The organism is Pseudomonas sp. I2 (assembly GCF_040984075.1).
GTDB classification, from domain to species: domain Bacteria; phylum Pseudomonadota; class Gammaproteobacteria; order Pseudomonadales; family Pseudomonadaceae; genus Aquipseudomonas; species Aquipseudomonas guariconensis_B.
The window spans coordinates 80,465-103,462 of the sequence record NZ_JBCGFQ010000007.1; the positions used below are offsets into that span (position 1 = coordinate 80,465).

The window sequence follows — 22,998 nt, forward strand, 5'->3', positions numbered from 1 at the left end:
GCACGTGAAAGGTCGGCTGTCCATTCGTCCCATTTTTGGAACGAACAATGCCATTTAGGCTATCTAGCGAAAGATTGGTGCCGCCGATAAGGTTATACCCAGCCAAGAGAGGAGACTTCTCATGAAAAAGATCCTGGGTATCCACCGCAGCCCCCATGCCCATTGGGTGGGTGACGGCTTTCCGGTGCGCAGCCTGTTCACCTACGACAACCTGGCCCGGCATATCAGCCCGTTCCTGCTGCTCGACTACGCCGGCCCCCACGACTTCACGCCGACCGACGCCCGCCGTGGGGTCGGCCAGCATCCGCACCGGGGCTTCGAGACCGTCACCATCGTCTACCAGGGCGAGCTGGAACACCGTGACTCCACCGGCGCCGGCGGCCTGATCGGCCCGGGCGATGTGCAGTGGATGACCGCCGCCAATGGCATCCTTCACGAGGAGTTCCATTCGCCGGCCTTCGCCCGCAGCGGCGGTACCCTGGAGATGGTGCAGCTATGGGTCAACCTGCCGGCCCGGGACAAGCGCGCCGCCGCGGGCTACCAGACCCTGCTGGCGGCAGACATCCCGGTGCTGGCGCTGGAAGGCGATGCCGGCAGCCTGCGGGTGATCGCTGGTAGCTACCAGGGCCACCCCGGCCCGGCGCGGACCTTCACCGCCATGGATGTCTGGGACCTGCGCCTGAAAGCCGGTGCCCGCGTGCAACTGCCGGTCGCCGAGGGGCGCAATGCCGCCCTGGTGGTGTTGCGCGGTACCGTGCAGGTCAACGCTGAGCGCGAAGCCGGGCCGGCCAGCCTGGTGCTGCTGCAGCGCGAGGGGGAGCATGTGCAGGTCGAGGCCTTGGAGGATGTCAGCGTGTTGCTGCTCAGCGGCGAGCCGATCGACGAACCCATCGTCGGCTACGGACCGTTCGTGATGAACAGCCAGGCGGAAATCGCCGAGTCGTTCGACGATTTCCACGCCGGACGTTTCGGCCAGATGGCCGGCGCCGGAGAGGGGGCTCGCCACTGAGGCATCGCCCCGCTGGCGCCACGAGTTGATCAACCCGACTGGCGCCAGTGCACCTCGCTGATGCCGTAGCGCTCGGCCACCGGCTTGCTGACCTTTCTGATCTTCTCCCGCCCATAGCGACCGATGCGGCCAACCCCCGCATCGCAACTGGCCCAGTGCCAGGCCTCGGCGTTGTCCATGCGCTCGGCACGAATCACGAAGGATTTGTGCTGGCCGTGCAGTTGGTAGTCGATCACGAAGAGTTTTGCGTCGATCATCGGGCATCCACATCCTTTGCGCAGGCTCGGTCACAGGCCAGGTACGGACGTACCCTGGCCCTGTCCGTGGGAATGCGCAAAGCCCGCAAAAGTTTGAAAAATATTCCCAGGGCACGACGAATGGCAACGCGGCGACCGCCCGTCGTCCCGTGCAGGCATCCGATCGAACAGTCGCCGCGCGCCTGGGTTCTTCCACTAAGGTGCTAGAGGATTCGTGCACGATCATTGTCCTGGCGCATGGTCCGCCGCTTGGATATGTGCAATATCAATTGGCACCCCGCCCGCTTAAGGCGTACTCACACACAACAGGCCATCCAGTACAGAGAGGGTCGTACCATGTCGTTGATCGGAGTTTCGATGCTAGAGCTGCGTCAGTTGATCGAGCAGGCCTGCCTGCCGGACCGCTGCGAAGTCACCTGCCCGGACGGTGTCAGCCTGACCATCCGCCTCGGCCAGGGCGACAGCCTGGACGATTGCCTGACCGTGAGCGGGATCGCGCTCGACAGCCTCAACAGCTGCCGGGACATCGCGGAGCTGGTGGCGCAGTTGCGCAAGGAACAGCGCGCGAACCACAAGCCACCGCTCAAGGCCATCGCCTGACGGCGGCCGCAGCCCGGTCAGCCAAGGCTGGCCGGGCGCACGTACTCTGGCATCAAGCCGTTGAACCAGAACAGGATCATCGACACCAGGATGGTCACCAGCACCAGCAGGCCCACGCCCCAGACGCAGGTGGCCAATAGCATGGCCTGTTCCTTGCGCAGCCGCAGGAAAGTCTGCAACCCGCCATACAAGAGCACAGTGGCATAGGCCGAGGCGGCCAGCAGGGCCACGACCGCCAGCCAACGCATCGGCACCAGGCCGACGACCCCGGCGATGAACCAGGGGGTGGCGCAGTAGGCGGCGAAGCCGATGCACCGGTTCAGGCTGGGCTGCGCATCGAACCCCCGGGACATCCAGCGGATCATCACGCCCATCAGCATCACCCCGACCACGGTGGTCGCATACAGCAGGCCGGCCAGTTGCGCGGCGCTGGCCATGCTCAGGCGCACCTGTTCTTCCCCTGCCAGGCTCCAGCCGAAGGTGGTGGTGCCGACGAACAGGCACAGGGCAGGGATCAGCGCCAGGGCCAGCAGGCGGGGCAGGTATTGTTGCGGGTGGGCTTCCTCGGCGCGGCGGATGTCCAGCCAGGCTTCGGCGGGGTGGGTGAAGAGCTTGAGCAAGGGACTGTTCATGGCGTTCTCCTCGGGACGCTTGGCGAGCGTGTCCTCTTGTTATGGAGAAGCGGGTGCCCTTGGGGGTTCAGACTGTTTCGCCGCCGTTGATCGCTTCACTGCAGTTCCAGCACCAGGTTCAGGCTGCCGTCGCCACATTTGCCATGATCGCGTACCACGCCATGATAGCTGCGCCCGTCCCAGACGAAGGCGACGCTGTGGGCGCGCTCAAGCTTGTCTGGCAGTGGCGGGTTGATATGCAGGCGCAGGGCGGGGCAGCCCTGCAGGTTGAGGGCGGCGACCTGGACATGGCACTCGGCACGCTGGGCCACGGGGCCGAACAGGGTGTCGCGGACGAAGTCCAGTTCCAGGCAGGCGCTGGGCGCGCGGCAGCTCATTTTCATGGCAGCAGGCCCCGGGCATGGCACTGGGGTGACGGCATGGGCTGGCTCCTTGCGTGAAAAAATGGGCTATCTCTATTTCGATAGCCTGCTCTGGGGTGGCGTTCAAATTATTTCTGCCCATCAGGGGGCGGGGCCTGATATCGCCTGTGCATGGCAAGGGCCCTCAGGGTTGCCGCTCGGCCACGGCCCTGAGCGTGCGCAGGGTCACCATGGGGGCATCCACCACGAAGCGGTTGGCCAGCCAGCCCGGCACGTCCCCGGCAGGGTCGGCCTGCAGCTGGTAGGTCACCTCGGTCTCGCGCGCGCCCAGGGGGCGCATGATCCACTCCCCGCGCAACCGCCGTACGCGGATCTGCCCAGGCACTGCCGGCACCTTGCCCGGCTCGGCGCTCAGGTGGCGCAACAGGGTGCCGTCGTCCAGCCGTTCGCTGCGTACCCGCAGCACCATGTCACGCGGGCGTGCCGGCCAGGGCAGCTCGGTGGTCAGGTAGACCCAGGTCGTGTCGCCATCGACCTCCAGCAGGCGCATCGTGGCGCAGGCGTACAGCCATTTGCAGGCGACCCGCAGATTCTCCTGCAGGCCGGCCAGGGTGTGTACGCTGGCCTTGATGCGGGTGACGCCGCGAAACCGCTGGTAGGGCGAGCCGGGTACCGCGCTCAGGTAGACATCGATGCCGTCTTCCTGGTGCGCCAGGCGCCAGTCGTCGGCCAGCAGCGTGGGCGCTGCCAGCAGGAGCAGCACGGCGAGCAATCGGTGCAAGGAGGGCATGGGGCGGCGGCCGGGTGGGAAGGCGTCAGGCAAGTATGGCCGCTGGAGGCAGAGGTGCCATGAAGATCTGCGCTGTCGAGCTGTTGGGCTGTGTTGCAGCCCGCGAACAGGGCGCCAAGCGCGCCCTGTTCGCTTACCTCAACGTTGGGGGTTGAGGGTCAGGTGCACGTGGCGGTTGACGTCCTTGTACAGCAGGTAGCTGAACGGGCCCGGGCCGCCAGAGTAGCAAGCCTGCGGGCAGAAGGCGCGCAGCCACATGAAGTCGCCGGCCTCGACCTCGACCCAGTCCTGATTCAGGCGGTACACCGCCTTGCCTTCCAGCACGTAGAGGCCGTGTTCCATGACATGGGTCTCGGCGAACGGAATCACGCCGCCGGGCTGGAAGGTCACGATGTTCACGTGCATGTCATGGCGCATGTCGGCCATGTCGACGAAGCGGGTGGTGACCCAGCGGCCTTCGGTGCCCGGCATCTCGATGACCTGGGCCTTGTCGCGGTGGGTGACGAAGGATTCCGGAACGGCCAGGCCCTCGACCTTCTGGTAGTGCTTGCGCAGCCAGTGGAAGGTGACGTTGGCCTTGCTGTTGTTGCGCAGGCTCCACTCGGCGCCTGGGGCCAGGAAGGCATAGCCGCCCGGGACCAGGGTGTGGTGCTTGCCTTCGACGGTGATGTCGATCTCGCCTTCGACCACGAACAGCACCGCTTCGGCGTTCGGGTCCAGTTCCGGCCGCTCGCTGCCGCCTTCCGGGGCGACTTCGACGATGTACTGCGAGAAGGTCTCGGCGAAGCCGGTCAATGGGCGAGCGATGACCCACATGCGCATCTTGTCCCAGAACGGCAGGTGGCTGGTGACGATGTCACGCATCACGCCCTTGGGGATGACGGCATAGGCTTCGGTGAACATGGCACGGTCAGTCAGCAGCTCGGTCTGGGCTGGGTGCCCACCGTGGGGGGCGAAGTAGGAATGGTTCGACATGGAGGGTCTCGACTTGTTGTTCTGTCCCCGTGCCGTAAGCCGCACCGGCCGGTGCGCCGCAGGGGATGCACGGACAGAATATGAGCCTTTGCCGGGTATCCACAAATTAAATGTTGAAATATCCGGTATTCATTCACTGAATGTCGACCTGGCGCCCCGCGTGCTGTTCCGGCAGCCGGTTGCCACGGCCGAACAGCTTGTGGCGCAAGGTGCCGTCGGTATAAGCCCGAGGGTAGCGGCCACGGCGTTGCAGCTCGGGCACCAGCAGCTCGACCACGTGGCGCAGGTCGTCCGGCTGTACGGCGTAGGTCAGGTTGAAGCCGTCGATGCCGGTCTGGTCGAGCCAGTGTTCCAACTGGTCGGCGACCTCTGCGGGCGAGCCCACCAGTACTGGCCCGCGTCCGCCGAGGCCGACGAACGCGGCGGCCTCGCGCACCGTCCAGCGGCGGTTCGGGTCGGCGGCGGTGAACGCGGCCAGGGCGGCGCGGCCGGCATCGTTCTCCACGTACTCGATGGGCGCGTCGGGGTCGAGGCCGGCGAAATCGATGCCGGTCCAGCCCGACAGCAAGGCCAGGGCGGCATCCAGGTCCACGTGCCGGCGGTAATCGGCAACGCGCGCCTGGGCCGCTTCGCGCGTGTCGGCGACGATCAGCAGTGCCTGGGCATAGATCAGTACGTCGTCGCGGCCCCGGCCGGCCGCTTCGCTGGCCTGGCGGATACCGTCGGCGTAGCGGTGCAGCACGGTGGGGGTCGGCCCGCTGATGAACACGCACTCGGCGTGCCGCGCGGCGAACTGTTGGCCACGGGCCGAGGCGCCGGCCTGGAACAGCACCGGCGTGCGCTGGGGCGAGGGCTGGCACAGGTGCATGCCGGGCACCTGGAAGTGCTCGCCATGGTGGCCGATGGGGTGCACACGAGCAGGGTCGAGGTAGCGGCCAGTCTCGCGTTCCAGCAGCACGGCGTCGTCGTCCCAGCTTTTTTCCCAGAGTTTGTACAGCACCTGCAGGTACTCCTCGGCCAGGTCGTAGCGCTGGTCGTGGCCGAGCTGGCGCGCCAGGCCCAGGTTGCGGGCGGCGCTGTCCAGGTAGCCGGTGACGATGTTCCAGCCGACCCGGCCATCGCTCAGGTGATCGAGGGTCGACATGCGCCGAGCGAAGGGGTAGGGGTGCTCGTAGGTCAGCGAGAAGGTCACGCCGAAGCCCAGGTGCCGGGTGACGCCGGCCATGGCCGGGACCAGCAGCAGCGGGTCGTTGACCGGCACCTGCACGCCGCCGCGCAGGGCCGCCTCGGGGCTGCCCTGGTAGACGTCGTAGATGCCCAGCACGTCGGCGATGAACAGGGCATCGAACAGGCCTTGCTCGAGCAGGCGGGCCAGGTCGGTCCAGTAGTCCAGGCGGTTGAAATCCACGCTGGTGTTGCGGGGGTGGCGCCACAGGCCGGGGGACTGGTGGCTGGCGGCGTTCATGCTGAAGGCGTTGAAGCGGATCGGGCGTGGCATGCGCATCTCCTTGGCGTCAGGGCAGCACGGAAGCCGGGTAGACCGCGTCGGCCACCTGCAGCTTGCGTGGGATCAGGCCCAGGCCCTGGAAGGTATCGGCCAGCTTCTGTTGCTCGGCGACGATCTGCGGGGTGATGGCCACGGCGTTGTAGTTGCGCCGCTCGCTGGCCACTTCCAGGATGTCGGCGCTGATCCCCAGTTGTGGTGCCAGCAGGCTGGCGACTTCGGCAGGCTTGGCATTGGCCCACTGGCTGACCTTGCCCAGTTCGGCGAAGAAGGTCTTGAGCAGTTCGCGGTGCTGGTCGGCGAAGCGGGCGGTGGAGAGGTAGAAGGTGCGGTTGTTCGACAGGCCGCTGCCATCGCGCAGGTTCTTCAGACCTGGCTGTCGCTGCGCGGCGGCGAGGAACGGGTCCCACAGGGTCACGGCCTGCACGCTGCCCGACTGCAGCGCCGCCACGGCATCGGCGGCGTTGTTGACGTAGGCGGGGGTGATGTCCTTGTAGCTCAGGCCGGCCTGCTCCAGGGCGACGGCCAGCAGGTACTGGGCGTTCCAGCCGCGGCCGGTGGCCACGCGCTTGCCCTTGAGGTCCTGGACGCTGGCGAGGTGGTCCTGCTCGCGCACCACCAGGCCGATGCCGCGCGGGTAGGGCTGCTCTGCCGCCAGGTAGACCACCGGCTTGCCGGCTGCCTGGGCGAACACCGAGGGGGCGTCGGCGGCATGGCCCAGGTCGATGGCGCCGGTGCTCAAGGCTTCGAGCAACTGCGGGCCGGCGGCGAACTCGTGCCAGCTGACCTTCACGCCCTGTGGGGCGAGGGCCTTCTCCAGGGCTCCACTGCCCTTGAGGATATTGATGCTGTTGAACTTCTGGTAGCCGATGCGCAGGGTCCTGACCTCATCGGCCAAGGCGTTGGACCAGGGTAGCAGGGCGCTGGCGACACCGGCCAGCAGGCCGCCGAGGAGCAGGCGGCGCAGGGGAGAGAAGGCACGGGCAGGCACGGGAAGATCTCCTGGAGGGCAAGGAAAATGGCCTGCCCAGCCTAAGGAGGCGTCTGGGTGCTTTCAATTTTTTAATTCCAATTTGTTAGATTGTTTTGTTCTTTATATATCGTTTTGTTTTTCAAGGTATCCCTGCCTCCGGTGCTGCTACTGCCGTGAGCAGCAACGATTGCGGCAGTGCACGCTGCGGGTGTTGCGGCTCCTGCAGGCCGGCAAGGCGATAGCCCGCCATCTCCAGGGCGTTCAACCAACTGGACAAGGTGCGGAAATACCACGGCATGGGTGCCCACTGCCCGGCGAGCGCCACGAACGTCTCTTCGCGCCAGCCATCCTGGTAATCGCCCTCGGCCATGCTCCACGGATGCAGCGTCTGGATGATCAGCGCGCCGTCTGCGGCGAGCAGCGCGTTCAGGGCGGCGAGCAACGGAATGATGTCCTGGTGCAGCAAGGCGAAGTTGGCACAGACCAGGTCGTAGCCGCGACCAATATCCACCTGGGACTTGGTCAGTTGCGCGTAGGTAGCCAGGTGCACGCTGGCCGGACCCGCCGCCCGCGCGGCCTCGACCAGCGTCGCATCGCCGTCCACGCCCACCGCCTCGATGCCGCGCTCGCCCAGGGCACGTAGCAGCCAACCCTCACCGCAGCCGAGGTCCAGTACCCGTTGTGGCTGCCGGCCGAGTATGGCCAGCAGGATGGCCTGGTCGGTGACTTGGCGCCGGCTTTCGATGCCGCCCTCGCGCACGGCCTGGATCCAGGCCTGCGCGTTGTGGTGCCAGGTGTGCAGGACCGTGGTTTCGCTAGGTGACATGGCGGGCGCCCGATCTGGAGGGTTGGCTGCAAAAGGATAGGCCAGGTTCGTGACCTCGTCGCAGTCGTGCCCTGGCGTCTGGGGCGTTATACTCGCGGCCCCGTTCCACTGTATCTGAGTATTCCGATGGGTCTTTGCGCAACTGCCACACCCGAACCGCGCCGCCTCGGCGCGCCGCTGATCGCCCTGGCCCTGCTGCTGGCCGGCGCCTGGTTCCTCAACCTCAACGCCGGCGCCAAGCAGGTGCTGCTGCTGATCGTCGGTGCCGCCCTGGGCTTGACGCTCTACCATGCCGCCTTCGGCTTCACCTCGGCCTGGCGGGTGTTCATCAACGAGCGCCGTGGCGCCGGCCTGCGTGCGCAAATGGTCATGCTGGCCCTGGCCGTGCTGCTGTTCTTCCCGGCGCTGTCGGCTGGCAGCCTGTTCGGCACCCCGGTCACCGGGCTGGTGGCGCCGGCAGGGGTGTCGGTGGTGTTCGGTGCGTTCATCTTCGGCATCGGCATGCAACTGGGCGGCGGTTGCGCCTCCGGCACGCTGTTCACCGTCGGCGGCGGCAATGCCCGGATGCTGGTCACCTTGCTGTTCTTCATCATCGGTTCGGTGACCGCCACCCACCATGTCGACTGGTGGTTCGCCCTGCCTTCGTTCCCGGCCACGTCGATCGTCCAGACATGGGGCGTGGCGCCGGCGCTGCTGGCAAGCCTGGCGCTGTTCGGGCTGATCGCCTGGGCCACCGTGGTGCTGGAGAAACGCCGCCACGGCCAGCTCGAAAGCCCGGTGCGCAGCGAGCACCAGGGCCTGCGCCGCTTCCTGCGCGGGCCGTGGCCGCTGCTGTGGGGCGCCGTTGCCCTGGCGTTGCTCAACTACGCCACCCTGGCCCTGGCCGGGCGCCCTTGGGGCATCACCTCGGCCTTCGCCCTGTGGGGCGCCAAGACCCTGGGCGGCCTGGGCATCGATGTCGGCAGCTGGGCCTTCTGGCAGATGCCGGGTAACGCCAAGGCCCTGGCCGCGCCCCTGTGGCAAGACATCACCACCGTGATGGACATCGGCATCGTCCTCGGCGCGCTGCTGGCCGCGGGTCTGGCCGGGCGTTTCGCACCGAGCCTGAAGATCCCGCTGCCGTCGCTGGTCGCCGCGGTGATCGGCGGCCTGTTGCTCGGCTATGGCTCGCGCCTGGCCTATGGCTGCAATATCGGAGCCTATTTCAGCGGCATCGCCTCGGGCAGCGTGCACGGCTGGCTGTGGTTGGTAGCGGCCTACACCGGCAACCTGGTCGGCGTACGCCTGCGACCGCTGTTCTTCGCGGGCGAGCGACGAGCACCGGCGCTGAGCGGCTGCTGAGCCTTCCCCCGCGCGCGGGCCGTTCAGGGCCAGCGCCACCCCGCGAGCCTGACCTGTGAGGTCAGGCTTGAGTGGAGCATTTTGAGAAATTACATTAACTAAATCTCGTAATTACTTTATAAAAATCAATTAACTTATTGTTTTTATAGAGAATTATCTTCTGGCGACAGCATGCTGGACGCACTGCTCGTAGTACGTCTGCTTGATCGCTGCCGGCTTGAGCCGCGAGCGGCTGTTGTAGGTTTGTTCGGTAATCCCGAAGGCGGTCATACGCATCCATGGCTTGGGGAACTTGCGTGCCTGCAGTTTCTTGCGTGTGGCATACAAGGTAACGCCAGAGAGCTTGGCGTGCTGCGCCTCGGCGGCGATCTGCGAACCCCAGTTGCAGACATGGCGATCGTTCTGGTTCAAGGCCCTGGCCTGGACACCGGAAGCCACCGTGATCAACAGGCAGCCGGCGACCGTTGCTAGAAATACCCGCATGTTGCTGTCCTAAGCTTATGAAGGAAAAGGGAGTTTGCCTTCGCTTGGAGTGGCCGGGGGCCAGCAATTTGCCGTCAGGGGCCTACCAGCAGCATCGTCAGCAACACGATCCCCAGCAGTACCAGGTAGGCGCGCGCGTGCAGGCCATCGGCGATCCGCCCGACCAGCGGTGCGGCCAGGCGCATGCCCAGCCAGGCGCCGAGCACCAGGGCAGCCGCGGCCGGCAGGTCGATGAAGCCAAGATAACCATCGCCCAGGCCTCGGCCCGATGCCGGCAATACGGCATAGACCAGCGTGGCCGCCAGCGCCATGGGCAGGGAGAGCGGGTTGGCCATGGCCGTGGCGCTGAGCATGCTCGCGCCACGCCTGCGCATCAGCGGCACGGTCATCACGCTGCCGCCCACGCCGAGCAAGGCTGCCAGCGCGCCAATGGGCAGGCCAGGGTCGCACCCGCTCGGCCCAAGGGGCGCAGCCTGGCCCCTTCGTGGAGGAAGCCTGGGCGCAGCCAGCCATCGAGCAGGCTGGCCACCAGGTAGGCGACGAACACCCAACGCAGCCAGGTGCTGTCGAGGTGCAGTGCCGCGAAGGCACCGAGCAGGGCGCCCAGGGCGATGCTGGGCGCGAGCGGGCGGACCAGGCCCCAGCGCAGGCTACCCGCGCGATGATGGCGCCAGGTCGCCAGGGCGCTGCTGACGATCATCACGGCGGAGGAGGTCGCGACGGCGACCTGCATGGCGTGCTGGCCGACCAGCGAGCTGGCTTCATGGTTGGCCAGCAGCAGGGCATACAGCAGCGGTACGGCGAAGAAACCACCGCCGAAGCCGAACAGCAGGGTGGTGATACCGGCACACAGGCCGAATGCACCGAGCAATGGATACAGCATCGATCTGCCTCCCAGGCGTATGGAGGCCGGCAGCGTAGAGCGAGCAGGCTTGGCCGGCATGCGCGAATCGGCCAATAATCATCGTGTTCAGGCCAGAGGCTTCAGCCATGCGCAACATCCCCTTGGCCCAGGTCGATGCCACCCCACGGCCTGTGTTGGCGATCGGCACCGATTACGCGCCGGGCACGCTGTTGCCCAGCCACACCCACCGGCGGGCCCAGTTTCTCTATGGCATGAGTGGGCTGATGGAGGTGCAGACCGACGATGGCTCCTGGGTCATTCCGCCGCACAACGGCGTCTGGATCCCGCCGGGCAAGCCGCACCAGGTGCGCATGCAGGGGGTGAGCACGCGCAGCCTGTACATCGAGCCGCAGGCGGCGCCGCGCGCGGGCACCTCGTGCGAGGCGCTACGGGTCAGCCCGTTGTTGCATGAGTTGCTGCTGGCCAGCGTGGAGATATCGCCGTTGTATGACGTGCAGGGGCGGGACGGGGTATTGCTGGCACTGATTCTCCATGAGCTGAGCCTAGCGCCGCGCCTGCCACTGTTCGCGCCGATACCCGCCGAGCCTCGGCTGGCGGGGCTGTGCCGGGCGTTCCTGCGTGCCCCGGACATCCGCGTCGATGCCGAGGGCTGGGCCCGGCAATCGAACCAGAGCCTGCGCACCTTCAATCGCCGGTTTCGCCAACTGACTGGATTGTCGTTCGGTGCCTGGCGCCAGCAGGCGTGTGTGATGGCGGCAGTGACCCGGTTATCGGCGGGCGAGGCGGTCACCCGGATTGCCCTGGACCTGGGCTACGACAGCCCCAGCGCTTTTTCCAGCATGTTCCGCCGGGTCATGGGGCGGGCGCCGTCGGCGTTCAGCCGGCGCGAGGGGGGCTGAGCGAGCATTTGGGCCGCCTTGCAGCCCCAGGAGCAGGGCATTGGCAGTAGGGATAAAAAAAGATCGCGCAGACAGGCACAAGCCCGCCGCCCGTTTCCACAGGAGATGTTCTGGGACCAGCAGAGGGTGACCTGGGGAAACGGGGGCGACCTTGCGCCGCCCCGCGATCAAAGCTAACGAAGAACGGGTCAGGCCGCCTGGTTGCGCTTGACCTGGGCCTTGCGCACCTGGGCGCGGCAGGCGTCGCCGAAGGCCTGGAAGATCCTGATCGAGTCAGGGTTCTTCGCGGCCTGCCATTCCGGGTGCCACTGCACGGCGAACAGGAACGGCGAGATGCCCGGGGCGTGGATCGCCTCGACCAGGCCATCCTCGGCATGGGCGATCGGCTCGATGCCCTTGCCCAGGTTGCGCAGGCCCTGGCCATGCAGCGAGTTGACGCGGATCTCGTCGGTGCCGAGGGTCTCGCGCAGCCAGCTGCCAGGCTGGATCTTCACGCTGTGTACGGCCTGGTACTGGATCTCGACCGGGTCCTCGGGGTTTTCCCGATGGTCGTTGAAGCCAGGCTCGGCGTAGACCTTCTGGTAGATGTCGCCGCCCAGGGCGACGTTGATTTCCTGCATGCCCCGGCAGACGCCGAAGATCGGCAGGCCACGGGCGATGGCCATCTTCACCAGGGGGATGTCGAACAGGTCGCGGTCCTTGTCCTGGGCCTTGCCCGGGGTCAGGTTTTCCTGGCCGTAGAGGGCCGGGTCGATGTTGCTGCCCGCGCCGGTGAGGTAGACGCCGTCGGCCATGTCGAGGTAAGTCTCGAGGTCTTCGGTCCCGCAGCAGGTGGGGACCAGGACCGGGACGCAACCGGAGAATTCGACCAGCGGGGTGATGTATTTGTGGGTCATGACCTGGTAGTCATGGCCTTTGCGCTCCTGGGTGCCCATGGTCATCAGGACGACGGGTTTGCGCAGGGTGGGTTGCTTGTTGCCAATGTTGCTGTTGGACATATGTCACCTTAGGACAGGTTCTACCTGTCGTTGTTGTGCAGGCGCACGGCCTGGGCCTTGTGTGCGGCCTGGGGCCCCGAGCACTGCCGGCTCGCCGGAGGGGCGTTTCCGGTCGGGGCTTGATTCATAGCTTGCCAGAGCCGTTCGATATGTCAAACGACTGGCAGGGCGGTCTGGCGCCGGTTTTCGGGGGCTGCAGGGCGTACAAGCCTGAGGTGGCAAGGGTTTGGCGGAGGTTGAGGTCAATAATATTTAACGATGCAGTTGGGTCTTTGCGTGGCTGCAATGAAAGGGCGGTGCGGGCTCATTCCTGGCGGTTCGTCGGCCCGACAAGCTTGGGGCTGCTTTGCAGCCCCCCTGGTCAGTGCAGGATCTGCTTGAGAAACGCCTGCGCCCGCACCGTGCGGGGCTGGTTGAAGAACACCTCCGGCGCGCTGTCCTCGATGATCTGCCCACCTTCGAGGAACAACACGCGCTCGGCCACCTGGCGGGCGAAGCCCATCTCGTGGGTGACGCAGAGCATGGTCATGCCGGTCTGCGCCAACTGCACCAGCACGTCCAGCACCTCGGCGACCATCTCCGGGTCGAGCGCCGAGGTGGGCTCGTCGAACAGCATGATCCGCGGCTTCATGCACAGCGCCCGGGCGATGGCCACGCGCTGCTGCTGGCCGCCGGACAGCTGGCTGGGGTACTTGTGCGCCTGGTTCTCGATACCGACCTTGCGCAGGTACATCCGCGCCCGCTCCTCGGCGTCCTTGCGCGACAGGCCACGCACGCTGGTGGGCGCCAGCAGGCAGTTGTCCAGCACGCTCATGTGCGGGAACAGGTTGAAGTGCTGGAACACCATGCCGATCTCGCTGCGCACCTGGGCGGCCTGGCCAGTGGTGGCGGCCAGGTCGGTGCCGGCAACCCGGATGCTGCCTTGCTCGGCGATCTCTAGGCGATTGATGCAGCGGATCAGCGTCGACTTGCCCGAGCCGGATGGGCCGCAGAGCACGATACGCTCGCCTTCGCGTACCTCCAGGTCGATATCGCGCAGCACGTGGAAGGCGCCGTAGTGCTTGTTCAGGCCCTCGATACGGATCAGCACCGGGCGCGGGTCGGTTTCAGGGGCGAGGCTGGCAAGGCTCAGTGGGGCGGTCATCTTGTTGTTCTCCCGCATAGGTTCAGTCGAAGCGAGTGGCGCTGTAGGGCGCCGGGTCGGTGAAGGGCGCCTGCCCGGTGACCAGCTCGGCCAGCAGGCGGCCGCTGACCGGGCCCAGGGTCAGGCCGTGGTGGGCATGGCCGAAGTTGAACCACAGGTTGGCGTGGCGCGGCGCCGGACCGATTACCGGGCGCATGTCTGGCAGGCACGGACGCCGGCCCAGCCAGGGCCTGTCGTCGAGGCGTTCGCCCAGCGCCGGGAATAGCTTGCGCGCCAGGGCTTCGCAGCGGCCTAGCTGGATCTCGTTGCCCGGCGCATCCGCGGCGGCGAACTCGATGCCGGTGGTTAGGCGCACGCCCCGGGCCATGGGCGCCAGCACATAGCCGCCCTGGGTATCGCAGATCGAGTGGCCGAGCTCGGCACCGTCGCGGGTGGCGTAATGCATGTGGTAGCCGCGCTTGATCGCCAGCGGGAAGCGGTAGCCCAGCGGTTCGAACAGCTCGGCCGACTGTGGGCCGAGGCAGGCCACCACTTCGTCGGCCTCAAGCGGGCCACGGCGGCTGTCCACCTGCCAGCGCTCGCCGAGCCGGCGCAGGCTGCGCGCATCGCCCTGCAGGAACTGCCCGCCACGCTGGACGAACAGTGCGGCATAGCCGCGGGTCAGGGCGCCGGGGTCGCTCACGGTCTTCGGGTCGAGCCAGTGGATGCCGCCCAGCACGTCGCCCTCCAGGCGCTGCTCGCGGGCTTGCAGTTGCTCGCGCTCGAGGATTTCGTACTGCAGGCCGTAGCGTGCCAGGCCGTGCAGGTCGGCCTTGGCCCGGTCGAACAGGCGTGGGTCACGGTACACCTCGATCCAGCCCTTGGCCTGCACCAGTGCACCGAGGCCGGCGGCCTCGATCAGGGCGTCGTGCTCCTCGACGCAACGTTGCACCAGCGGCAGCATGTCGGCCGCCGCGCCGGCCAGGCGCCCTGGGGCCGATTGCTGCCAGTAGCGCAACAGCCAGGGCGCGGCCTTGGGCAGGTGGACCAGGCTGTAGCGCACGTCTGGCTGGCGGTTCAGGCCATAGCGCAGCAGGGCGCCGAGGTTGCGCGGGAAGGCATAGGGAATCACGCTGGAACGCTCGATCAGCCCGGCGTTGCCATGGCTGGTGCCGCTGCCGGGCGTGTCGCGGTCGAGCAGGATCACCTGGCGTCCGCGCGCCTGCAGGTGCAGCGCGGTGCTGACGCCGACGATGCCGGCGCCGAGGACAAGGGTTTGGCAGTGCATGGGGCGTATCCTTCGGTCAGTTCAGGTGGCGGCCCAGGCGGGCTTCCAGGTGTTTCAGGGCGCGCCGCACGAGTTCCACGATCACCAGGTAGAGCACGGCGGCCCACAGGTAGATCTGGAAGTCGAAGCTGCGCGAGAAGGCCAGCTTGGTCACGCCCATCAGGTCGTAGATGGTCACTAGCGAGGCGATGGCGCTGGCCTTGATCATCAGGATCAGCTCGTTGCCCAGTGGGCCGATGGCCACCAGCAGCGACTGCGGCAGGATCACCTTGAAGAAGGTGGTCGAGCGCTTCAGGCTCAGGGCCCGCGCCGCCTCGTACTGGCCGGGGGCGATGGCCAGCAGACTGGCGCGGAAGATCTCCGCCTGGTAGGCGGCGGTGTTCAGGGTGAAGGCCAGCAGGGTGCAGTACCAGGCTTCGCGGAAGAACCACCACAGGCCCAGCTCCTGCCAGAAGCCCTTGAGCGAGCCGAGGCCGTAGTACAGCAAGAACAGCTGGGCCAGCAGCGGCGAGCCACGGAAGAAGTAGATGTAGCCGGCGGCCAGGCGTTGCAGCAGTTGGCTGCGCGACAGGCGCGCCAGGGCCAGCAGCAGGCCGAGCGCCGCGCCCAGGCTGAAGGAGATCGCCACCAGCTTGGCGGTCACCAACAGGCCGTCGAGAAAGCGCGGGCCGTAGCGCTCCAGCAGGTCGGGGTCCAGCACCATGGCCAGCCATTGTTCGACGCTCATGCCCGGGCTCCTTGCAGGTGGCGGTTGCAGCGCCGTTCGATGAGGGCGAAGACCCTGCCCGACAGCGCCGAGAACAGCAGGTAGCCCAGGCAGGCCACGCCGTAGAAGAACATCGGCTCCTTGGTCACGCTGACCGCCAGGTTGGTCTGGCGCATCAGGTCGACCAGGGAGATGGTCGACACCAGCGAGGTGTCCTTGAGCAACGACAGCCAGTTGTTGGACAGACCAGGCAGGGCGATGCGGGTGAGTTGCGGCAGCACCACCTTGAAGAACCCCGTGCGCCGGCTCAGGCCCAGGGCGGCGCAAGCCTCCACCTGGCCCTTGGGCAGGGTCTTGAAGGCGGCCAGCCAGATCTCGCTGGAAAAGGCGGCGAACACCAGGCTGAAGGCGATCATCGCGGCGAGGAAGGTGTTGATCAGCACCTCGCCTTCATAGCCCAGGGCCGCCAGCAGCGTCTGCGCGGCGATCTGGCAGCCGTAGTAGATGATCAGTAGGGTCAACAGCTCGGGCAGGCCACGGAACACGGTGGAGAACGTGGTCGCCCAGGCGCGGGGCAGGCGCTTGCGCGAACGCGCGGCGAGGGCCACGAGCAGGCCCAGGGGCAGGCCGATGGGCAGGCAGGCCAGGGCCAGCGACAGGGTCACCAGGGCGCCGGCCAGCAGCGCCTGGCCCCAGCCGCCACTGGCGAAAGACAGCAAGGACAATTGATCGAGCATGGTGTATCTCCACACTGTCGCTATCGGGGGCGCTTCGTGCCCCTTTCGCGACGCAAGGCCGCTCCCACAGGGGCGGCGCCGAGCTCAAGAGCGGCGCAGCCTCCATGGGAGAGGGCGGTCGCAGGTCAGTTGTAGATATCGAAGTCGAAGTACTTGCTGGCGATCTTCTGGTAGGTGCCGTTGGCGACGATCTCGGCCAACGCCTGGTTCAGGCGCTGGCGCAGGGCGTCGTCGTCCTTGCGCACGGCGATGGCGGCGTTGGCCTTGGTGCCGGCGACGTCGCCGAGGATCCGGCAGCAGGCCTGGCCGTTCTTGTCCATCCACTCGTGCAGGGGGAACTTGTCGGCGATCACCCCGTCCAGGCGGCCGGAGGCCAGGTCGGCGTTGGCCTCGTCCATGGTGGGGTAGAGCTTCACGTCGGCGCCGGCCCTGGCGTAGACGTCCTCGGCGTAGATGGCCTGGGTCGAGGAAGACTGGGCGCCGATGGTATAGCCCTTGAAGTCGGTCTGGGCATCGGTGATCGGGCTGTCCTTGGCCACCGCGACGGCCAGCGGGGTGCGGTAGTAAGGGTCGCTGAAGGCGATTTTCCTGCGCCGTTCCTCGGTATCGATCATCGAGGCGACCACGGCATCGTACTTGCGGGCCATCAGCGCCGGGATGATGCCTTCCCAGTCTTGGGCCACCAGGGTGCACTCGACCTTCATCTGCGCGCACAGGGCATGGGTGATATCGATGTCGAAGCCATGCAGCTTGTTATCGGCGTCGACATAGTTGAAGGGCGGGTAGGCGCCCTCGGTGGCGAACCGCAAGGTCTCGGCACTGGCGGCGCCCGCCAGCAGCAGGGCGCACGCACCCACCACAGCCATGGTCTTTTTCATTTCGCACCTCTGTACTTGCACTCTTGCTATTGTTGTTTGCCCGCTGGCCACGAGGTGTAGCCGACGAACTCGTTATGTAGAGCGGCAGTCGCTTCCAAGCGTCTTTCAACATCGGGCCCGAGTTTCCTGCAGACCTCGTTGACCATCAGGTGCACCCACGACAGCATCGCCGAGGTGGACTCCCAGAACAGGTTGAATTCGGTGGGGATGCGGAACACCTCGTCGGCGTTGGCCTCGGCCCAGTCACAGAAGGTGTCGGTCACCAAGGTGACCGGAATGCCGGCCTGGCGTGCCTTCTGGCACAGCTGCAGGGCATGGCGTGAATAGCGGCGCGCCTCGAACACCAGCAAGGCGCTGTCCTCGGCGCGGCCAAGCAAGACCTCGCCGAAGTGCCCGGCGCTGCCATCGACCAGTTGCACACCGTCGCGCAGGTACTGCATCAGGTGACTCATGCACATGGCGATGCCGCGTTCGGTCTGGAAACCGGCGACGAACACCCGCGGCTTGTCCGCCAGGCGCTGGGCCACCTGCTGCCAGGCCTGGCCACGGCTGTATTCGTGCACCCGCACCAGTGCCGCGATCTCCAGCTCCAGGCTGCCGGCGCTGTCGGCAGCTTCGCGGTTCTGGCGGTAGGCTTGCAGGCGATCCCCCACCAGCCAGGGGCCGTCGCCCAGGTCGCTCTGCAGGTCTTGCTTGAGCGCCTTGAGGTGGGCATAGCCCAGGGCGCGGCAGAAGCGGCCGACACTGGACTCGCTGACGCCCAGCTTGGCGGCGACGCTGGCCGAGGTCTGGAACGGCAGCTCGTGCAGGTTGGCGAGCATGTAGCTGGCGATCTTGCGGCCCGAGGCGGTGGCGCCGTGCAGGCTGTTCTCCAGGCGTTGCTTGATCGGTTGGCTCATGTCGCGGCTCCGGGCTGGCTGAGGCGTGGGATAGAAAATGGATGTTTTCTGTCACTAAGTCAATATTTGACAGATAACTGCCATTCGCGGGAAAGTCTTCGCCATTGCCTTACGCTGTAGCCATTCCAATGCCAAGAAAGGAGCTCCAGATGTCCGCACCTTCCGCCAGCCCCGTCGTGCGCGTGCCTTTTGCCGAGCTGCAGGCGCTGCTGCAACGTATCTTCCTGCGTCACGGCTGTTCCGAGGCGGTGGCCGCGGTGCTCGCCCACAACTGCGCCAGCGCCCAGCGCGATGGCGCCCACAGCCATGGCGTGTTCCGCATGCCCGGCTACGTCTCGACCCTGGCCAGCGGCTGGGTCGATGGCCGTGCCCAGCCCCAGGTGAGTGACGTGGCGTCGGGGTACGTGCGCGTCGACGCCGCTGGCGGTTTCGCCCAGCCGGCCCTGGCGGCGGCCCGGGCGCTGCTGGTAGAGAAGGCTCGCAGCGCCGGGATCGCGGTGCTGGCGATCCACAACTCGCACCACTTCGCCGCCCTTTGGCCGGACGTGGAGCCCTTCGCGGACGAAGGGCTGGTGGCGCTCAGCGTGGTCAACAGCATGACCTGCGTGGTGCCCCATGGGGCGCGTAAGCCGCTGTTCGGCACCAACCCCATCGCCTTTGCCGCGCCTTGCGCAGGGCATGATCCGATCGTCTTCGACATGGCCACCAGCGCCATGGCCCATGGCGACGTGCAGATCGCCGCCCGGGCGGGCGAGACGTTGCCGCCGGGCATGGGCGTGGACGCCGAGGGCCAGCCGACCTGCGACCCGGCGGCGATCCTCGAAGGCGGCGCGCTGCTGCCGTTTGGCGGGCACAAGGGCTCGGCGCTGTCGATGATGGTCGAGTTGCTGGCGGCGGCGCTGACCGGTGGGCATTTCTCCTGGGAGTTCGATTGGTCCGGGCATCCGGGGGCGAAGACGCCCTGGACCGGGCAACTGATCATTGTCATCGACCCGAGCAAGGCACAAGGGCAGCGGTTTGCCCAGCGCAGCCGGGAGCTGGTGGAGCAGATGCAGGCGGTGGGGCTGACCCGTATGCCGGGGGAGCGGCGCTACCGCGAGCGGGAGGTGGCCGAGCGGGAAGGCGTGGCACTGAGCGAGCAGGAGTTGCAGGGGCTCGAGGCGCTGGCTGGCTGACACGGCCCAATGGCCGCTCAGAGCATACCGCTGTCCTTATGTCGTGCAGGCCTGCACTGAACACCTTGCACATCAGTGATGTTCCTGTGGCGCCACTGCAGGTATCCTCGGGGGCAGCATTTCCCGAACTGTCCTGATCCAAGGAGCTGTGCGCTGTGTTCAAACATGTCGATGCCTATGCCGGCGACCCGATTCTCTCGCTGATGGAGACCTTCAAGGCCGACCCACGTGCCGACAAGGTCAACCTGAGTATCGGCCTGTACTACGATGAGGCTGGCGTGGTGCCGCAACTGGCGGCGGTGGGCGAGGTGGAGAAGCGCCTGGCCGGCCAGCCCCACGAGGCTTCCCTGTACCTGCCGATGGAAGGTCTGGCCAGCTATCGCCAGGCGATCCAGGCCCTGCTGTTCGGTGCCGATCACCCGGCGGTGGCAGGCGGTCGCGTGGCCACCGTGCAGACCGTGGGCGGCTCCGGGGCGCTGAAGGTCGGTGCGGACTTCCTCAAGCGTTACTTCCCGCAGTCCGAGGTCTGGGTCAGCAACCCGACCTGGGACAACCACCGGGCGATCTTCGAGGGCGCGGGCTTCAAGGTCCACACCTACCCGTACTTCGACCCGGCCAGCCGTGGCCTGGACTTCGCCGGCATGCTCGCCACCTTGCAGGGGCTGGCGCAGAACAGCATCGTCCTGCTGCACCCGTGCTGCCACAACCCCACTGGCGTCGACCTGGACCAGAACCAGTGGCAGCAGGTGGTCGAGGTGGTCAAGGCGCGCCAGCTGATCCCGTTCCTCGACATCGCCTACCAGGGCTTCGGCGAAGGCCTGGTGGAAGACGCCTACGCCATCCGCGAAATGGCCCGCGCCGGGGTGCCGTGCCTGGTCAGCAACTCGTTCTCGAAGATCTTCTCGCTGTACGGCGAGCGGGTAGGGGGCCTGTCGGTGGTCTGCGACGACGACGCCACCGCTCAGAGCGTGCTCGGCCAGCTCAAGGCCACCGTGCGCCGCAACTATTCCAGCCCGCCCTGCCACGGCGCCCAACTGGTCGCCGGCGTGCTCGGCGATGCCGCACTCAATGCCCAGTGGGTGGCGGAAGTGGAAGCGATGCGCAAGCGTATCCTCGACATGCGCCAGGGGCTGGTGGACCTGCTCGGTGAACTGCTGCCGGGCCAGGACTTCCAGTTCTTCCTGCGCCAGCGCGGCATGTTCAGCTACACCGGTTTGAGCGTCGAGCAGGTACGTCGCCTGCGGGACGAGTTCGGCGTGTACCTGATCGACAGCGGCCGGGTGTGCATGTCGGGCCTGCGCCCGGCCAACCTGCGCCGTGTGGCCGAGGCATTCGCGGCCGTTCAACAGGGTTGATGCAGGCGGGCACCCTTTCGGGGTGCCTGGTCGATCACATTCGCGGGCAAGCCCGCTCCCATGATCCTGCCAGTCGTATCGTTGGCGACCGGCTCGGCCCCTGTGGGAGCGGGCTTGCCCGCGAGTGCGTTCGCCGCCAGGCTTCCTGGGTGAAGGTGCAACCCATTCCTCCAATCAGGTAACGCCTGGTTTCAGAAAATTCCCACCCAAGGTGCAACCGTCCCTCGGGCAGGGCTATGCAAGTGCAACCCAATCAGCGCACAATCGCGCCCCTCTTTTTCGGTTGAGGTGCGCGAGGCCTTGTGTTTCGCCGCTCTCAGCCTGTTGCAGTCTTGCGAGTGGAGTTGCACCCGGAATGAATGAGCAGGCCCCAAGCGTCGAACGGCGCTTCGAAGAATCGACCCCCGCCACCCTCGGCAGCTGGTCGCGACAAGACACCACCTGGATGCTGGGCCTGTTCGGCACGGCGATCGGCGCCGGAACCCTGTTCCTGCCGATCAACGCCGGCCTCGGCGGTTTCTGGCCGCTGCTGATCCTGGCCGTGCTGGCCTTCCCCATGACCTACTACGCCCACCGCGGGCTGACCCGCTTCGTGCTCTCCGGGCGCAACGGCGGCGATATCACCGAGGTGGTCGAGGAACACTTCGGCATCACGGCCGGTGCCCTGATCACCGTGTTGTACTTCTTCGCCATCTTCCCGATCCTGCTGATCTACAGCGTGGCCTTGACCAACACCGTCAGCAGCTTCATGGAACACCAGTTGCACATGACCCCGCCACCGCGGGCGCTCCTGTCGTTCCTGCTGATCTTCGGCCTGCTGCTGGTGGTGCGCTGCGGTGAACAGGCCACGGTCAAGGTCATGAGCCTGCTGGTGTACCCGTTCATCGTCGCCCTGGCGCTGCTGGCCCTGTACCTGGTGCCGCACTGGAATGGCGGCATCCTCGACAGCGCCACCCAACTGCCGTCAGGCTCGGCCTTCCTGCACACCTTGTGGCTGGCGATCCCGGTGATGGTGTTCTCCTTCAACCACTCGCCGATCATCTCGGCCTTCGCCGTCGACCAGAAGCGTCGCTACGGCGAACATGCCGATGAGCGCAGCGGCCAGATCCTGGCACGCGCCCATCTGCTGATGGTAGCCATGGTGCTGTTCTTCGTCTTCAGCTGCGTGCTGACCCTCAGCAGCGCCCAACTGGCCGAGGCCAAGGCGCAGAACCTGTCGATCCTGTCGTACCTGGCCAACCATTTCAGCAACCCGACCATCGCCTTCGCCGCGCCGTTGATCGCGTTCATCGCCATCGCCAAGTCGTTCCTGGGGCACTACATCGGGGCCAGCGAAGGCCTCAAGGGCATCATCGCCAAGACCGGCCTGCGCCCAGGCGCCAAGGCCATGGACCGTGTAGTCGCTGCGCTGATGTTGGTGGTGTGCTGGATCGTCGCCACCCTCAACCCGAGCATCCTGGGCATGATCGAGTCCCTCGGCGGCCCGATCATCGCTGCGCTGCTGTTCCTCATGCCGATGTATGCCATCCGCCGCGTGCCGTCGATGCGCAAGTACAGCGGCGCGCTGTCCAACGTCTTCGTCGTGGTGCTTGGCCTGATGGCCATGTCCTCGGTGGTCTACTCGGTGGTCGATAGCCTGCTGGGGTGAGGGGGCGGCTTCGAGCTGCAAGCTTCAAGTAAAAGCGACGTGGTGCGCCTTGGCTTGTCGCTTGCAGCTCGAGGGGCCACTAGGCACCCGGGCGCCTTCGTGCTTAACTCGGTGTCCTTTTCAAACCTCGCATAAGGATTCATGTCATGGCTCAAGTGACCCTCAAAGGCAGCCCCGTACAGGTCAACGGCAACCTGCCGCAGGCCGGTGCCCAGGCGCCGGCCTTCTCCCTGGTTGGCGAAGGCCTGGCCGACAAGTCGCTGAAGGACTACGCCGGCAAGCGCAAGGTGCTGAACATCTTCCCGAGCGTCGACACCCCGACCTGCGCCACCTCCGTGCGCAAGTTCAATGCCCAGGCCAACGACCTGGCCAACACCGTGGTGCTGTGCATCTCCGCCGACCTGCCGTTCGCCCAGGCGCGCTTCTGCGGCGCCGAAGGCCTGGAGAACGTGAAGAACCTGTCGACCCTGCGTGGCCGTGAGTTCCTCGAGAACTATGGCGTGGCCATCGCCGACGGCCCCCTGGCCGGCCTGGCTGCCCGCGCCGTGGTGGTGCTGGACGAGAACGACAAGGTCCTGCACAGCGAACTGGTCGGCGAAATCGCCGACGAGCCGAACTACGACGCGGCGCTGGCTGTATTGAAATAAATGTACCGGGGCTGCCGTGCAGCCCCCT

At 66.5% G+C, this 22,998-nt stretch carries 24 protein-coding genes and 1 pseudogene; 8 read left to right on the plus strand and 17 right to left on the minus strand.

What is annotated here, in order from left to right; genetic code table 11:
• The first annotated feature begins 121 nt into the window (after positions 1-121).
• Positions 122-1,009: a pirin family protein gene (locus tag WCE05_RS05575; protein ID WP_253080235.1), complete on the plus strand. Its 888-nt coding sequence runs from the start codon at positions 122-124 to the stop codon at positions 1,007-1,009.
• 29 nt (positions 1,010-1,038) lie between these two features.
• On the opposite strand, the gene WCE05_RS05580 is transcribed toward WCE05_RS05575, so the two are convergent.
• Positions 1,039-1,266 (minus strand): DUF6555 family protein, encoded by a 228-nt coding sequence (locus WCE05_RS05580; protein WP_225789062.1) that lies wholly within the window; start codon positions 1,264-1,266, stop codon positions 1,039-1,041.
• Between the two features lie 336 nt (positions 1,267-1,602).
• Between WCE05_RS05580 and WCE05_RS05585 the strand changes: the two genes are divergently transcribed.
• Positions 1,603-1,866: a DUF1652 domain-containing protein gene (locus WCE05_RS05585; protein ID WP_225789063.1), complete on the plus strand. Its 264-nt coding sequence runs from the start codon at positions 1,603-1,605 to the stop codon at positions 1,864-1,866.
• 17 nt (positions 1,867-1,883) lie between these two features.
• On the opposite strand, the gene WCE05_RS05590 is transcribed toward WCE05_RS05585, so the two are convergent.
• The 7 genes from WCE05_RS05590 to WCE05_RS05620 all read right to left on the minus strand — a co-directional run bounded on the left by WCE05_RS05590 (position 1,884) and on the right by WCE05_RS05620 (position 7,928).
• Positions 1,884-2,498 carry a Yip1 family protein gene (locus WCE05_RS05590; protein ID WP_368815572.1) on the minus strand — a complete coding sequence of 205 codons (615 nt, stop codon included), beginning with the start codon at positions 2,496-2,498 and terminating at the stop codon, positions 1,884-1,886.
• 95 nt (positions 2,499-2,593) lie between these two features.
• A complete protein-coding gene (locus WCE05_RS05595) occupies positions 2,594-2,881 on the minus strand; it encodes a hypothetical protein (RefSeq protein ID WP_253080236.1) in 288 nt (95 codons plus the stop codon).
• A 163-nt stretch (positions 2,882-3,044) separates the two neighbouring features.
• Positions 3,045-3,641, minus strand: a complete 597-nt coding sequence (locus WCE05_RS05600) for an START domain-containing protein (RefSeq protein WP_368815583.1) — start codon at positions 3,639-3,641, stop codon at positions 3,045-3,047.
• Between the two features lie 147 nt (positions 3,642-3,788).
• A complete protein-coding gene (locus WCE05_RS05605) occupies positions 3,789-4,625 on the minus strand; it encodes a bifunctional allantoicase/(S)-ureidoglycine aminohydrolase (RefSeq protein ID WP_225789066.1) in 837 nt (278 codons plus the stop codon).
• Between the two features lie 133 nt (positions 4,626-4,758).
• The gene (locus WCE05_RS05610) at positions 4,759-6,123 is read right to left on the minus strand and encodes an LLM class flavin-dependent oxidoreductase (protein WP_368815573.1); all 1,365 of its coding nucleotides are present in this window, start codon (positions 6,121-6,123) and stop codon (positions 4,759-4,761) included.
• Positions 6,124-6,139: 16 nt separating this feature from the next.
• Entirely contained in the window at positions 6,140-7,120 is a 981-nt protein-coding gene (locus WCE05_RS05615; protein WP_368815574.1) for an aliphatic sulfonate ABC transporter substrate-binding protein, read from the minus strand.
• A gap of 121 nt (positions 7,121-7,241) precedes the next feature.
• Positions 7,242-7,928 carry a bifunctional 2-polyprenyl-6-hydroxyphenol methylase/3-demethylubiquinol 3-O-methyltransferase UbiG gene (locus WCE05_RS05620; RefSeq protein ID WP_225789069.1) on the minus strand — a complete coding sequence of 229 codons (687 nt, stop codon included), beginning with the start codon at positions 7,926-7,928 and terminating at the stop codon, positions 7,242-7,244.
• A gap of 126 nt (positions 7,929-8,054) precedes the next feature.
• Here WCE05_RS05620 and WCE05_RS05625 point away from each other — a divergent pair, with 126 nt between their 5' ends.
• A complete protein-coding gene (locus WCE05_RS05625) occupies positions 8,055-9,269 on the plus strand; it encodes a YeeE/YedE family protein (RefSeq protein ID WP_225789070.1) in 1,215 nt (404 codons plus the stop codon).
• A 153-nt stretch (positions 9,270-9,422) separates the two neighbouring features.
• On the opposite strand, the gene WCE05_RS05630 is transcribed toward WCE05_RS05625, so the two are convergent.
• The gene (locus WCE05_RS05630; RefSeq protein WP_225789071.1) at positions 9,423-9,752 is read right to left on the minus strand and encodes a hypothetical protein; all 330 of its coding nucleotides are present in this window, start codon (positions 9,750-9,752) and stop codon (positions 9,423-9,425) included.
• A 74-nt stretch (positions 9,753-9,826) separates the two neighbouring features.
• Positions 9,827-10,635, minus strand: a pseudogene (locus WCE05_RS05635) (sulfite exporter TauE/SafE family protein).
• 107 nt (positions 10,636-10,742) lie between these two features.
• Here WCE05_RS05635 and WCE05_RS05640 point away from each other — a divergent pair.
• A complete protein-coding gene (locus tag WCE05_RS05640; RefSeq protein WP_368815575.1) occupies positions 10,743-11,516 on the plus strand; it encodes a helix-turn-helix domain-containing protein in 774 nt (257 codons plus the stop codon).
• Between the two features lie 188 nt (positions 11,517-11,704).
• On the opposite strand, the gene WCE05_RS05645 is transcribed toward WCE05_RS05640, so the two are convergent.
• The 7 genes from WCE05_RS05645 to WCE05_RS05675 form a co-directional block, all read right to left on the minus strand.
• A complete protein-coding gene (locus WCE05_RS05645; protein WP_225789074.1) occupies positions 11,705-12,514 on the minus strand; it encodes a gamma-glutamyl-gamma-aminobutyrate hydrolase family protein in 810 nt (269 codons plus the stop codon).
• Between the two features lie 361 nt (positions 12,515-12,875).
• Positions 12,876-13,658: an amino acid ABC transporter ATP-binding protein gene (locus tag WCE05_RS05650; protein WP_317235045.1), complete on the minus strand. Its 783-nt coding sequence runs from the start codon at positions 13,656-13,658 to the stop codon at positions 12,876-12,878.
• 22 nt (positions 13,659-13,680) lie between these two features.
• A complete protein-coding gene (locus WCE05_RS05655) occupies positions 13,681-14,925 on the minus strand; it encodes an FAD-binding oxidoreductase (RefSeq protein WP_225789075.1) in 1,245 nt (414 codons plus the stop codon).
• A gap of 16 nt (positions 14,926-14,941) precedes the next feature.
• Positions 14,942-15,652 (minus strand): ABC transporter permease, encoded by a 711-nt coding sequence (locus WCE05_RS05660; protein WP_368815576.1) that lies wholly within the window; start codon positions 15,650-15,652, stop codon positions 14,942-14,944.
• Positions 15,649-16,368: an ABC transporter permease gene (locus tag WCE05_RS05665; RefSeq protein WP_253080239.1), complete on the minus strand. Its 720-nt coding sequence runs from the start codon at positions 16,366-16,368 to the stop codon at positions 15,649-15,651. Before WCE05_RS05665 ends, WCE05_RS05660 begins: the two co-directional genes overlap by 4 nt.
• Positions 16,369-16,493: 125 nt before the next feature.
• Positions 16,494-17,246 (minus strand): transporter substrate-binding domain-containing protein, encoded by a 753-nt coding sequence (locus WCE05_RS05670; protein WP_368815577.1) that lies wholly within the window; start codon positions 17,244-17,246, stop codon positions 16,494-16,496.
• 26 nt (positions 17,247-17,272) lie between these two features.
• Positions 17,273-18,145 carry a MurR/RpiR family transcriptional regulator gene (locus WCE05_RS05675; RefSeq protein WP_368815578.1) on the minus strand — a complete coding sequence of 291 codons (873 nt, stop codon included), beginning with the start codon at positions 18,143-18,145 and terminating at the stop codon, positions 17,273-17,275.
• A gap of 149 nt (positions 18,146-18,294) precedes the next feature.
• On the opposite strand from WCE05_RS05675, the gene WCE05_RS05680 reads away from it, so the two are divergent.
• The 4 genes from WCE05_RS05680 (at position 18,295) to tpx (ending at position 22,970) form a co-directional block, all read left to right on the plus strand.
• Positions 18,295-19,320, plus strand: a complete 1,026-nt coding sequence (locus tag WCE05_RS05680; RefSeq protein WP_225789080.1) for an Ldh family oxidoreductase — start codon at positions 18,295-18,297, stop codon at positions 19,318-19,320.
• Positions 19,321-19,475: 155 nt separating this feature from the next.
• Positions 19,476-20,675, plus strand: coding sequence for an amino acid aminotransferase (locus WCE05_RS05685; RefSeq protein WP_225789081.1), 1,200 nt, complete (start codon positions 19,476-19,478; stop codon positions 20,673-20,675).
• A gap of 355 nt (positions 20,676-21,030) precedes the next feature.
• The gene (locus tag WCE05_RS05690) at positions 21,031-22,323 is read left to right on the plus strand and encodes a serine/threonine transporter (RefSeq protein WP_253080242.1); all 1,293 of its coding nucleotides are present in this window, start codon (positions 21,031-21,033) and stop codon (positions 22,321-22,323) included.
• 146 nt (positions 22,324-22,469) lie between these two features.
• The gene (gene tpx, locus WCE05_RS05695; RefSeq protein WP_225789083.1) at positions 22,470-22,970 is read left to right on the plus strand and encodes a thiol peroxidase; all 501 of its coding nucleotides are present in this window, start codon (positions 22,470-22,472) and stop codon (positions 22,968-22,970) included.
• The last annotated feature ends 28 nt before the right edge of the window (positions 22,971-22,998 follow it).